This is a genomic window from Microcoleus sp. B9-D4 (assembly GCF_036705105.1).
Classification (GTDB): domain Bacteria; phylum Cyanobacteriota; class Cyanobacteriia; order Cyanobacteriales; family Microcoleaceae; genus Microcoleus.
This window is the reverse complement of the sequence record NZ_JAUBTS010000053.1, coordinates 22,976-36,189: the sequence shown is the minus strand read 5'-3', so window position 1 is coordinate 36,189 and position 13,214 is coordinate 22,976. Positions and strand designations below refer to the sequence as shown.

Genomic DNA, 13,214 nt, shown 5'->3' with positions numbered 1-13,214 from the left:
TGTAACACTTTACCCCACCAAGCTCATGCAAGATTTTATTAATAACGTCTCTCGCTACCCGCGCTTTTTCATTACGATATGTCTGGGAATTTTCTTTTTCCTGTTCGAGCGACTCAAGCCCCTGCTCGATCGACCGACAAGTGCGATCGCCCTGATTAGTTCGATTGTAGCGACTTTTGTCTTTCTAACTTTTACACTGCGGGCTATGTTAGGCCTGAGTTCGGTTTAAAGCCAAGCTAGAACGCAAACATCAAGGGCAAATTCAGTTAACACACTAACTCCCAAAGTAACTGCCAACTCTTGCAGGCGATCGCACACTTGACAATAGTCGCTGCGATACATTGGAAGAGGAAAAAAATTGCGCTAGTTACGCCCGCGCTGCTCAACCAAGCCGCAGGCAAACATTACCGAAGTGCAGGACAAGCGTTTGGGGCTATCAACATTCACTGGGGAAATACTGCACCTCTGTTTCCCCGGTGTCCCACTTAATCATTAGGAAGCGGCACACCCCGCCCCGCTTTCCTCTCCCGTTAACCTGACGGTATCACGAGAGTTTCCAGCGGACAAGACAGATGAAGTTTGAACATATCTATCAATTTTTTCAAGACCCCCCTCCTGTTTATCTAAACAAGGAACTAGCGGTGTGTTACATTCTCTCCGTGTTATTGCGCGGAGATTCCTACGGTACAGAACTGATTGGCCAACTAGAGAGGGAATTCCCCATCTACCGACTTTCTGATACCGTTCTCTACAGCGCTCTGAAATTCCTCGAAGATGAAGCCGTAATCACCGGTTACTGGAAAAAAGTAGAAGGACGTGGCCGCCCCCGTCGGATGTATCAAATCCTCCCTGAGTGGCGGCACCAAGCTCAAGACCTCGCTCGTCTCTGGCATGAGTACATTGGTCAGGGAAACGGCGCGTCAGAGCGTCGTTCCCGCGCCTTAGAAACTGGTCAGACGGGTTAGCCGAGTTGGAATCGGATGCCTAAACCCTGGAGATGCTGGCGCTACTTGCAAAGCGATTTGCCTGATTGCCTTCGCTTTGCTCGATCGCCGCACAGCCATTAAAGCAGCTACACTACGTCAGGACTTACGCATTGTCACTTGAGAATTAGGGATGATGGGGAGATATGGGAATTGGGTGATGGAGAGCAAAACGCCTTGCAGAAGAAGCTTTCTGCGAATTTTGATAACAAAGTGTCTGCGTAAGTCCTCGATCACTTTCGTATGTAAATTTCTGTAAAGTAATAGTAGATCATTTAAAATACACAAACTTCTACCGATGGATACTCCTGTTCTTCCTTCAACATTTGTGCTGACGCTACTGTTGGCTGTTGGCTTGTTTTTCTTTATCAAGGCCTCAGTCAAAGATCGCATCGAACAAGTCAAGCTGGCTTCCGAGAGCGCCCAAGAGTCACTGTTAACCGACTTACAACAGTATTTTGCCCAGAGAGCTTACCGAGTTGCAGCCGTCGATGCCCCCAACTATAAAGTCACGTTTGAGGGTTTTGTGCGGCCGAGTTGGTTTCTAGCTATTTTTCTAACTCTGCTGAGTGCAGGCGGCGCTCTGTGCTTGGGACTGGTTTTGGGAATGCTAGTTCCCCAACAAGGTCAAATTTTCCTAGCTTTGGTACTGCTGTCCCCGCTGGCGGGGGTATTTTACTGGAAAAAAGCTGGACGCTCTGAGCAAGTCTCGCTCAAACTCGAATCAGTTGCTGAGTCGGGAAGCCCAACCAAGAGCTTTGTTACTGTCAGAGCTCACCGCGATGAACTAGCAGCCATGCAAAAAGCTTTAGATTTGAAACCGATCGATTAAAAGTTTGACGCGGAACGTTTTTTGATATGCTAGATGCCGTAGTTAGACTTCTAGCTGACAAACCGATAACTCAAGTGCGGCTCTCTCGTTGATAAACCCGTGGCTGTTTTTTTGATCCACTTGTTCGATCGACAAATTCGATCGACAAAACAGTCAAAAAAAACCATTATCGTGAAAGTGCCAATTGTGGCGATCGCCCTTGGGGTGCGATCAAGCCTGTTGCGATGGCTCCTTATACCCTAATTTCTAAGGACTTTTCGCATAAATTTCAGTTGGCACTCTCCAGACAATGAGAACTCTCGCGCTTTTGTTAAAAAACTTAGAAAAACATTGCTGTCAATGTTTTGAGCTAAACATTTTGAGCTATGCGCGGCTGGCTGACACCACAGGAATTTTTTCTGTGGTAGCTTCCAACATCACCTTTAAGCTGGGAAACAAGAAATGGTTCTCTTCTACGTATTGGGCTCCAAATAAACCTTTTTCAGCCCAGAAGTATCTGTCAGTGGTATGCTCGTTACGCTTGACTAACAGCAAAGCTGGGGGAGCAATGCCTTCTGCATGGATGAACTTGCGAGCCGCTGTGACGGGTTTATCTTCGCCGCTCTCGATGCTATATTGAGGCACACACTCTAAAATTCTGCGTCCTTCTTGTCGGCGGCGACTCTTGCGTTTGCGTCTCCTGGCCAATTTCTTTACCTCCTCTGTGAGCAGACAGTATGAGCAGACAGGTTGTAATGATAGCTACCAAATCCGAGGCCAGTATATCCGTTCTAGCTCAAAATTTCAACTGTTTTTAATATATCGACATAATCTTAACAATCGTGCCGATCGACAAAAGTGTAGCGGTTGTGCTAGGGTTGGCCGCAAGTTCCGCCAAAAGCCAAGGTTGGGGATCGGTGGAAGGAGCGCGGAGGGCGATGCAGGGCAATTTTGGTTCAGGAAAGCCCCATGCCTTCAACATCGCTGCCTTCTATCAAAGGAAAGAAACCTGAAATCTAGAAGTGTCTCATCAGTAATCGGCAGCCGATCATTTGTAATTTACTTAGAATTCCGTTAGATATCTTAATGTGGCGCTCATGTTAATGCCAGCCAGTTCAGAATTTGTCAAACTTTGCCGCTCGCAGGTAGCCATCGCCGTTAGTTTGGGAGCGAAATTCAGCGCGGTATACCTGACACAAGAGTTGGTAGAAGGCAGCGAAGCAAAGTTGGTGCCGATCGCAGTTTACCCAGAAACCTCAGCGGAATCGGAAGAAAATCAGGGGTTGAGGTTACAATCTTCCGAAAGCTCGACAGTGAAACCGGTACCGCGACTGCTGGGGCAGCCTGTTGGGGCTGTGGAAGAATCAACGGTAGGGGCGATCGCACCTGATCGACTTCCGGGTAATGAGCGCAGTTCCCATCAGTGCCAAGGCCCGGAGAATTTGTGGCTGCAGCGGATGCAAATTGTGACGCCTCTGATACACGAGGGAGCTGTAATGGGACTCCTAGTCAGCGGTCGGCAAGACAGGCCTTGGAACGAGCGAGAGGAGGCTCAAATACAACAAATTGCTCGGACCTTAGCCCTAGCCTGCATTTTAGACCAGCGATCGCAGTGGATGCAGCAGGAATTGGGTTCGGCCCGGCAAATCCAGGCTCAGGTTTACGACACGATGCACAATTTGCTGCACCAGTTCAAAAGTCCGCTGACAGCGTTGCGAACTTTTGGCAAGCTGTTAGCGCGGCGGTTGGTACCGGAAGACAAAAACCGCAATGTGGCTTTTAGTATTGTCCGAGAGAGCGATCGGCTACAAGAGTTGCTGGGCCAGTTCGATCGAACTGTTGACACCGGCGAAGCACATCTAAAACTGCGATCGGGCACTTCAGAAAAAGCAATGTCCAATGTGGAATCAATCCGGCATTCTCCTCTGTCGCTGTCACCTGCTGCCAATATTCAGGAATCCTGTTTTGTGGCAGAAGTCTTAAAACCGCTGTTAATTTCCGCCGAGGCGATCGCATCTGAAAGGAATCTGAAATTGGTAGCCGACATGGAGGCGGATTTGCCACCAGTCTCAGCGAACGATCGAGCTTTGCGCGAAGTTTTGAGCAATTTAATTGACAATGCTTTGAAATATACCCCTGCCGGCCGCCAAATTTATATTAAAGTAAGGTACAAAGCAGCGGATGGCGATCGGGCAGGATACAGCCAATTGCCGGCCATAGCAGTTGCCGTCAGCGACACAGGTTCCGGCATTCCTCCCCAGGATTTAGAGCATTTATTTGAGCGGCACTACCGGGGAGAAAAAGCGCAGACAGAAATTCCCGGTACAGGATTAGGTTTGGCGATCGCCCGCGATTTAGTCCGCCAAATGCAAGGAGAAATAGAAGTATTTTCCCCAGTCAATCCTGAATGGCTGCCATCGGCGGAAACTCATTTCTATCCAACCGATCGCGGCACTACATTTGTGGTTTGGCTACCGGTGAATAAGTAACGAACTCTATTGCTGGGAGACATTTTTTATGAAGCATCTACCTTTCTTCGATAAAATTCCCAACTTTTCAAATTCTTTAGAATTTTTCAAAAAACACTTTTTTCCTGTACGGTTTTTAGCTGCTTTTAACATTCTGACTGTTGTGAGTTTGGGCGGGCTGAGCGTATACGCAAAACTCAACAACCAGGGAGACGGAGTTGAACGCCTGTTTAGCGATCCTTTTAATTTCTGGTTCCCTTACGAAGGCATTCTCACCGGAGTTTCCGAAGTCCTCTGGTGCATCCCAGTCGCAATTTGTGCATTTACGTTCGGAGTGCTGCGCCAAAAAGAGCCGCGGAGTCGATCGGGGATATTCTTCTTTTTTAGTGCTTTACTACTCGGAGTCTTTTTCCTAGATGACAGGTTTCGGATGACTTTGATTCTTTCTCGGTGGGGAATATCAATCAAATTAATTTATTTCTGTTATGGTAGTGCTGTTTTCCTTTATGGAGTTAAGTTTTGGCGATACATCAAAACCACTCCTTACCTGCCATTAGTCGCAGCATTCCTCTTGTTTGCTATCTCACGGTTTGAGGATATTTTGGAGTCTCAAAGTCTAGGAGTACACGCGATGTTAGAAGATGGCACTAAATTATTAGCTCTTCTGAATTTATCACTGTATTTTTGGCACGTATGTCATCAAGAAGTCTGGTGGCATTTGCGGCAAAGCGAAAATCGTTGATCGCGTCGATGGTATTACAAAAAAAGGCGTTGCTGACTTAGGGTATCACTAAGCAAAGCCGGCGATCGCATACGACCAAAATAATTTCTTTGATTTTGATATGGAATTGAAAGAGCGGCAAATTTTAGATAGTGAATTAAAAATTGAAGGGAATCTATTAGCAACTTTTTGCCTGAGTGAGAATAACAAATATTGTTTGGTTTCACAGGAGCTAAATAAGGTCTTAATCTTGTATTTTAGCCCTCAAATTTTGTGATCCAGCATATTCCATGTAGATGTAGTACAAAGAAACCGGGTTTCGAGCAACAGAATCAGTAATGATGCGAGAACTCTAAAGAAACCCGGTTTCTAGGGTGCACTTCATAAACGTGGAATACGCTGTATATGGAATATGCTGTATTTTTACGACACAGTTGGTAACGTCTGCGAACAGATTGTTAAAAAATATATGGAAAACCAATACAATTACAACGTATCCCAGCTTTATGAAGTGCAGCTTTAGACACGGCAATGCCATTCCCCTAGGGAGATTGAGCCATCAGGGGTTTACTTCATAAACCTGTAATCTGCTCTAAGTTAGAAGAATGTGAGTAAAGCCGCAGCGCCTATCCCGAACCCAGAAGGGGGGGGACTTGCTGCGGGGAAAAATTCTGTCATAATTCCGATTAATGAGCAATTACCAATTAGCAATTACCCTATTCTCATGCAACTGAAAAACGGTATATGATCAATTCAGCCAGATAAGTTTTCTAGGCATTCGCTACAGCGATCTTAGTGGCTCTACAGATAGTCGGCAGATCAATAATAAACTGCGTTCCCTGCTCTGGCGTAGAAATACACTCCAATTGACCGCAGTGTTTTTCTATCAGAATTTTTCGGCTAATGGACAATCCCATGCCTGTACCTTTTCCTATGGGTTTAGTAGTAAAAAAGGGAGTGAAAAGTTTAGCACGAACTGTTTCTGTCATGCCCACACCATTATCAGAAATTGTTACCAGGATGTGGGAAGCCGAGCTAATGTTGTCCTGCGAATTGCCGGGTACAACTTCAGTCCGAATCAAAATCTGGGGGTGAAAAACTGCACCATCTTCTCTACTTAGCCGCTCTTCTAAAGCATCTATAGCATTCGCTAAAAGGTTCATAAACACCTGATTGAGCTGACCCGCATAACAGTTCACAAGCGGCAATGCACCATAGTCTTTTATCACATTAATAGCAGGGCGATCAGACTTAGCCTTTAGTCGGTGCTGTAAGATCATCAAAGTGCTATTAATGCCTTCGTGGATATCTACTGATTTAATTTCAGTTTCATCCAACCGCGAAAAATTGCGTAGAGAGTGAACAATATTGCGAATGCGTTCGATCCCTAACTGCATGGAAGAAAGCAATTTTGGTAAATCATCTATGATAAATGGCAACTCTGCATCTTCTATTTCATGGATAATTTCTGCTTCTGGTTGCGGGTAATACTTTTGGTAAAGATTCAACATATTAATGAGTTCTTTAATATAGTCGTTGGCGTGGGAGAGATTGCCGTAAATAAAGTTAACCGGATTGTTGATTTCATGAGCGACACCTGCAACTAATTGACCGAGACTAGACATTTTTTCACTTTGAACTAGCTGGAGTTGTGTTTCTTGGAGTTCTTTGACAAAATGCTCTAAGGCAACAGATTTTTGATGCTCTTTTTCTTCACTGAGACGGAGTGCTTTCTCTACTTGTTCGCGTCGCTCTATTTCAGACTGCAATTTATGACTTAGAGAAAAACTTCTCAAAGCTGTTAGCATCGTAGTGTATAGCTTTGATGTCGTTAATTCAGTTTTAGTTTTATAGTCATTAATATCGTAATTGATAATAATGCTTTTTTCAGGTACTTGTCCGGGTTGACCCGTGCGTAAAATAATTCGCACTAACTGGTTGCCTAAAACTTCGCGGACATATTTAACAAAGTTTAAGCCAGCATCATCTGTTTCCATAATTACATCAAGTAAGATGATGGCAACATCAGGATTTTCTTGGATTAGCTGTCTAGCTTCACGAGCGGAGTAAGCATTAATGAAGGTTAAAGATTTATTTTCAAAGACAAACTTCCTTAGTGAAATTTCGGTAGCGGTGTGAACTTGAGACTCATCATCTACAACTAAAATTTTCCAGCTTTCACTCAGTTTTTCTTCTGTGGTTTCATCTGCAAACAATATCTCGTCATCCGAGTTCATTACTTCGGCAAAGTATACTGTTTCTGGAGATGGTTGAGTTAAGAAATCGTCAAAATCACTTTTCATTGCTGTACACCTTTATTTTTTACTAATGTTTAGGTTTGAAGTTAGAAAACCTGTTAAGAAAAAGGCAGAAGGGAGAAGAGTTACACAGCAACCTTTTCAGTCATCCTTATTTTACTTTTAATGAGGTAGACTTACTTAGTTATCTTGGCCAAGAAATCGGAATTGGAAATCTACATTGGTGAATCAATTTGCATGGGTAATTTAATAATAAACTTTGTGCCTCTTCCCACCTCACTTAGACATTCAATTTCACCTTTTAGTTTTTGGGTGACTAAATTGTAGACAATATGTAACCCTAACCCACTGCCACCTTGACCACGCTTAGTGGTAAAGAATGGCTCAAAAATTTTACTTAAGTTTTCTGGGGGAATACCTTTACCTTCATCGGCGTATTCAAACCTTAGCCGATTACCTTCTTGCTCCCAAGCAAAGATTAGTTCCCCAGAAATCCCTGGTTCGTAGGCATGAATCAGAGAATTGATTAGCAAGTTTGTCACAACTTGGGACAAGGCTCCTGGATAAGAATCTATAGCAATTTTGCTATCTCCCTTAATTTTAAGCGAATGTTGGCTATTTTTCAACTTTGGTTTTAATTGTAATAAAATTTCATCAAGATAAGGTCTGATCTGGAAAGTACGTCGTTCTTCGCTAGAGCGATCTACTGCTACTTGCTTAAAGCTTTGAATCAAGGCTGCCGCCCGATCTAGGTTAATTAGAAGGGCTTTACTGCTTTGACTAGCAATATCGACAAACTCTTCTAAATCCGATCGCTTCATTTTGCCACTTTTATAAATAGATGCAAATTCTGTGGTATTTTCTGCCAAAGCTGAAGCAACCGTGACACCCACTCCGATGGGAGTATTAATTTCATGGGCAACACCAGCAACTAATCCTCCCAGAGATGCCATTTTTTCAGATTCCACTAGCTGTGTTTGGGTGGCTTTTAAAGCCTCTAGGGTGTTCGATAATTGTTGAGTCCGATCGCTCACTAATTGCTCTAAGTTTTGATTAAACTCCTGTAAATTTTTGTAAAGTTGAGCATTCTCAATAGAAATAGCAATTTGGGCAGATAAAAGCTTTAACAACTCAAGCCGATCAGTAGTAAAAGCCCCTTCAGTCAAGTTATTTTCCAAATAAAGAAGGCCAGTCAGCTTACCTTGGTGCAGCAGAGGAGTGCAAAGAATAGACTTCGGTTGAGTAGCTGCAATATAAGGATCGCGGGTAAATTGTCCCTCTTGAGCCGCATTATTTAACACCACATTTTCCTGAGTGCGAATCACATAATTGGCGATAGCACTTGCCAGCAAAGGAGTTCCCCCAGAAGCTGCTATCGGATTGAGAGGAAGCGATTGCAGCACACTAACTTCATCCTCCTGCACCGAACCTTCCGCCTCAAGCGCCCAGTTTCCCGCTTTTTCTAAAATCAAAAAACCTTTTTGCGCCCCCGCATTCTCGATCGCAATTTTCATCAATCTTTCCAGCAACCTACTCAAAACTATTTCACCCGAAATCGCTTGAGAAGCTTTCATCACCGTAGCTAAATCTAGCGTCTCACCCAAATTGTTGCTAGTAGTCGCCGTCGTTGTGCGGTTAACTTTAGTTTGAGTAGTTGTCTTCCCTGAAGTTCTCGCTATTAATTGGGGATACTTCTCCTCCAAACTCTCCACTTTACGTTTAGCACCCCAGTATTGGTAGCCATAGTGAGCTTTAGTCAAATAAATTTGGGCAAATTCTTCTTTATCTTTCCCCAACCAGAACTTAGCAGCAAGTTCCGCCGCCAGCGCTTCATTCTGAATAAAATCACCCTCTCTAGCCAGAGCAATCGCGCGATCATACAAATCCATAGCCTCCAAATCTCGACCTGAAATTCTCGCCATTTCTGCCGCCACCAGCCAGAACTTATGTGCAAAAGTTTCCGAGCAGTTATCCGCCCAAACTTTGATTTGTTTCTGATTAGCTTCTAATTGCAGCCAGTAATCTTTTCGCTCCGATTCAGAAACCTCTGAATACAGAGCAGTTAAAATCAGACAACGGTAAAAATAATGGTGAGCACTAGAAATATGACCCATCAAATAATCGATCAGCTCTGCCGCGCGTTCAGATGCTTCTAACGCCTCACTATACTGTTCGTAAAGATAAAAAGTCTGCGCCTTTAAAACATAAAACTCACACAGCGCTGCCATACTTTTACGGTCATTAAAATTTTCTAAATGCTGTTTTTCGCTAACTTCATCCTCTTCTCCCATCAAATTTAAAATAGCTATCTTATTAGCAATAATAATATCAATCGCCCAGAAATTTTTAGTGTGATAGCAGAAATGGAGCGACTTGCCAATATCTTCCAAAAGGTTATTCAAATTCAGGCCCTGGAAGAAATAGGTAATAGTTTGAAACATCCGGTTATAACCCGTCCATTGCAAATTGCCAGATTGCAAGCCAACTTTATAACCTTCATTATTAATTTCCGCCGTAGTTTTGAGCGGTCTCACCCAGCAGTTTAAGTAATTGGCAAAAATCACACTATCTTGACAGTTTTGAGACAAGTTATTGGAATTTTCGCTCAAAGTCAGAGCGAGTCTGCCAAACTCATAAGCCGATTGGTAATCCCCTAAAATTGAATTTAGGATAATTCCATAACACGAATAGCAGTAAGACCCCCCCGCTACAAAACCGTACTTGAGAGAAAGGTTAATCGCTTTAATCACAGTCAACTTCCACAGTTCTTGAGATGAAAAGAACGTTAGTGGCCCCATGTTTCCCAATAATTTCATAGCCATTAGTTGAGCCGGATCATTCATCTTTTCGGCATGAATTAATGAAGCAATTTCTTGGTGTGCCAAGTTGGCTGTAGCTGCCGCCATTTCCGCATTAACCGCCTCGCTTAAATTATCTTCAACCAAGTCTATGCCCAGCAAGTGAAGGGCTTTTAGTCCAGATTGAACTGCTGCTTCATATTTACTCAGCAGAGTGTACTGCACAATCAAAATGTTGTAAATTTCTGCTTTTTCTAGCTCAGATTTTGCCTGGGCAAATGCCACTTCTATTAAAGCTTCTGATTCTTCAAAATTGCCGTTTAAATATTCTGTCTCTGCCAGCTCTTTATGAAAGGTAAAAGCGAGTTCGTAGGAGTCTTGCCAAATATCGCCCGGTAAAATTTCTCGACCGAATTTTAAGTAGTCTCTGGCAGCAGCATAAGCCGTGGCATCTTTGGCTTTGCGAGCGGCTGTTAAATTTAAAATAGCTAGTTCAATTTTCTCGTGATCATCAATGATTAAATTTCGACCAGAATTCAAATGGTCGGCAATTTCAAAAATTCTTTCGGCGCGTCGCTCAGGAGAAATATTTGCTAGTAACAGACGACCAATTTGTAGGTGAATTGCGGTTTGCAGTTTTGAGTCAATCAATGCATAACCGGACTGCTGCACGCGGTCGTGCAAAAATTTATAAGTAGTAATTACCAAGTCGGAGTTAATTATTTCTGATTCGGTAGCACCTAACTCAGAAGTAGTTAAGATTAATCCCTCTTGGATGGCTGGCAATAGTTCTTGAAACGTGGCTACCCAAGATTTCTCATTAATAATTGAAAGAGTTTTTAAGTCAAAACTATTACCCACGCAAGCAGCCAAACGCAAAACTTGCTGAGTTAATTTTGGCAGTTTTTTCAATTTTCCAATCATCAATTCAATGACGTTATCAGTAATACCTACTGCTTCAATTTCTGAAATATTCCAATCCCAGTTTCTTTCATGAAAGTTGAATTTCAGCAGGTTTTCTTGATAGAGAGTTTTGAGAAACTGATTGACAAAAAAAGGATTACCTTGAGTTTTACTGACCACTAACTCGGCGAGGGGGAGCGCTGATTTTTGGTCTTTACGCGCGGTATCAGTAATTAAGTTAACTATCTGGTGAAGGTGTAAGGGAGCTAAAGTAATTCGCTCGATTCTTGCACCTTGATTTTGCAGCTCATCCAAAGTCATCATTAAAGGATGAGATGGGTTGACTTCGTTGTCTCGATAAGCACCAATTAGAAATAGATAGTTGGTTTGCTCATCGGCGAGCATTACTTGTAGCAATTTCAATGTGGCGGAATCTGCCCATTGTAAATCGTCTAGAAAGATGACTAACGGATAGTCAACTGAACAAAAGACGCGGATGAATTTTTGAAATACTAAATTAAAGCGGTTTTGTGCTTCTGTAGCGCCTAATTCTTGTACGGCAGGCTGTTGGCCAATGATTAATTCTACTTCAGGAATGACATCGACAATGATTTGACTATTAGCGCCAACAGCAGCTAATATTTTTTCTTTCCAGGTATTGAGTTGATTTTCGTTTTCTGTTAAGAGTTGCTTGACTAATGATTGAAAGGCTTTGACAACGGCGGCGTAAGGGATATTTCGTTGAAATTGGTCAAACTTTCCGGCAATAAAATAACCTCTGGCTTTAGTAATTGGTTTATAAACTTCTTGTACTAAGGCGGATTTACCAATGCCAGAGTAACCGGATACTAGCATCATTTCGATGCTGCCCCTGCTGACTCGCTCAAAGGCTGCTAATAAGGTTTCAACTTCTGTTTCTCTGCCGTAGAGTTTTTGAGGTATTTGAAACTTATCTGTAATATCTTTTTGGGCGATGGCAAAATCTGCAATTCCTCCCGTAGTTTTTAATTGTTCTAGGCATTCTTCTAAGTCAGCGATAATTCCCCAAGGGCTTTGATATCTGGCTTCAGCGGTTTTCGCTAATAGCTTCATCACAATATTAGAAACAGCTTTAGGAATTTCTAGATTGACTTGGTGGGGCGGTACTGCTTGTTTGGCAATGTGACAGTGGATTAATTCCATTGCATCGCTGTAATCCCAGGGCAATTGCCCCGTTAGCAGTTCGTAAAAAGTGACTCCTAATGAGTAAAAATCAGTGCGGTAGTCTATCGCTCGGTTCATTCTGCCTGTTTGTTCCGGCGATATATAGCTCAGAGTGCCTTCTAAAACATTAGGATTTTTGAGGCTAGGATTTTCGCGCTTTAAAACAGTAGAGATGCCAAAATCTATAATTTGAACTCGCCCTGTGCTTGAGTTAATAATAATATTGCTGGGATTGATATCTTTATGAATAATTTTATGTCGATGAATTTCACCTAAAGCCCTGGTTGTTTTAATAGCTGTCAATAAAAACTCTTCTAAGGTAAGTTGGTGAGAAGCCAACCAGAGCTTTAATGAGTCTCCACCACAATCCTCGAAAATGATAGCCAAACTGTTATGGTATCTTTCTATGCTGTAGGTTTTAGGGACACTTTCTAGGTTAAGATTGTGTGTGATTTCGTATTCCTGCTTGTATCTGACTAACGAAGCTGGCATCGGATAATCTTGTTTGAGAAATTTGATAATTACTGGTTTTTTGTCTTGCTTTCTCAGTCCCCGGTAAACTAAAGAATTATTACTTTCATGGATTTGGTTGGTAATGTCGTAGCCCGGTAAGTTAATCATTCTTACATCCTCTTGTCAGTATTAATACTCAATTATTTTTTAGCAATTGTTAATTAATTAAGTAAATGTATCCTCTAATACATAATAATATCCGAAAAATTAAGAAAAACTTCAGTGTAAAAAGAAAAGTTATTTTTTATTAACATTTCTTAAAAATAAGACGGCTAAACATTCCGGTCAGGAGTACGATCGCTCCACAGTTTCGTGTAAAATTCGGCAAAACAGAGTGAAGTGCGATCGCCGTTGAGCTTCCTAGGAGATTTGGGTGTTGCATAATTAGAGTAGGAATAAGTGGAATCACCATGCAATGAAAGCGAGTGCAAATTAACCCATATCCGTAAAAACACTAAGAAAAAATGAAAAGCGAACCACATTTGTGTTAAATGTGGCTGTCAATTAATCGCTGATTATGACCCCCACGCCTGGTTACAGCGAAACTGTGAAACCG

Annotated in this window: 9 protein-coding genes; 5 read left to right on the top strand and 4 right to left on the bottom strand. The window is 42.5% G+C overall.

Features of this window, described 5'->3' with window-relative positions; all coding sequences use genetic code 11:
• Positions 1–25 precede the first annotated feature (25 nt).
• The 3 genes from QUB24_RS24975 (at position 26) to QUB24_RS24965 (ending at position 1,815) form a co-directional block, all read left to right on the top strand.
• Entirely contained in the window at positions 26–229 is a 204-nt protein-coding gene (locus tag QUB24_RS24975; RefSeq protein WP_333083642.1) for a DUF751 family protein, read from the top strand.
• 343 nt (positions 230–572) lie between these two features.
• Positions 573–965 (top strand): PadR family transcriptional regulator, encoded by a 393-nt coding sequence (locus QUB24_RS24970; RefSeq protein ID WP_333139606.1) that lies wholly within the window; start codon positions 573–575, stop codon positions 963–965.
• Positions 966–1,281: 316 nt separating this feature from the next.
• On the top strand, positions 1,282–1,815 hold the full coding sequence (locus tag QUB24_RS24965; RefSeq protein ID WP_333156255.1) for a cofactor assembly of complex C subunit B: 534 nt from the start codon (positions 1,282–1,284) through the stop codon (positions 1,813–1,815).
• A gap of 363 nt (positions 1,816–2,178) precedes the next feature.
• Here the strand turns inward: QUB24_RS24965 and QUB24_RS24960 are convergent, their stop codons facing one another.
• Together QUB24_RS24960 and QUB24_RS24955 are read right to left on the bottom strand one after the other, a co-directional pair.
• Entirely contained in the window at positions 2,179–2,502 is a 324-nt protein-coding gene (locus QUB24_RS24960) for a DUF3155 domain-containing protein (RefSeq protein ID WP_006635576.1), read from the bottom strand.
• Positions 2,503–2,608: 106 nt separating this feature from the next.
• Positions 2,609–2,776 carry a hypothetical protein gene (locus QUB24_RS24955; protein ID WP_333156253.1) on the bottom strand — a complete coding sequence of 56 codons (168 nt, stop codon included), beginning with the start codon at positions 2,774–2,776 and terminating at the stop codon, positions 2,609–2,611.
• Positions 2,777–2,897: 121 nt separating this feature from the next.
• Here QUB24_RS24955 and QUB24_RS24950 point away from each other — a divergent pair, with 121 nt between their 5' ends.
• Complete coding sequence (locus QUB24_RS24950; protein ID WP_333156252.1) at positions 2,898–4,283, top strand: ATP-binding protein; 1,386 nt, start codon at positions 2,898–2,900, stop codon at positions 4,281–4,283.
• 28 nt (positions 4,284–4,311) lie between these two features.
• The gene (locus QUB24_RS24945) at positions 4,312–5,004 is read left to right on the top strand and encodes a hypothetical protein (protein WP_333156250.1); all 693 of its coding nucleotides are present in this window, start codon (positions 4,312–4,314) and stop codon (positions 5,002–5,004) included.
• Positions 5,005–5,753: 749 nt separating this feature from the next.
• Here QUB24_RS24945 and QUB24_RS24940 read toward each other — a convergent pair.
• Positions 5,754–7,286, bottom strand: coding sequence for an ATP-binding protein (locus QUB24_RS24940; protein ID WP_333156248.1), 1,533 nt, complete (start codon positions 7,284–7,286; stop codon positions 5,754–5,756).
• A 170-nt stretch (positions 7,287–7,456) separates the two neighbouring features.
• On the bottom strand, positions 7,457–12,766 hold the full coding sequence (locus QUB24_RS24935; protein WP_333156246.1) for an ATP-binding sensor histidine kinase: 5,310 nt from the start codon (positions 12,764–12,766) through the stop codon (positions 7,457–7,459).
• Positions 12,767–13,214 lie beyond the last annotated feature (448 nt).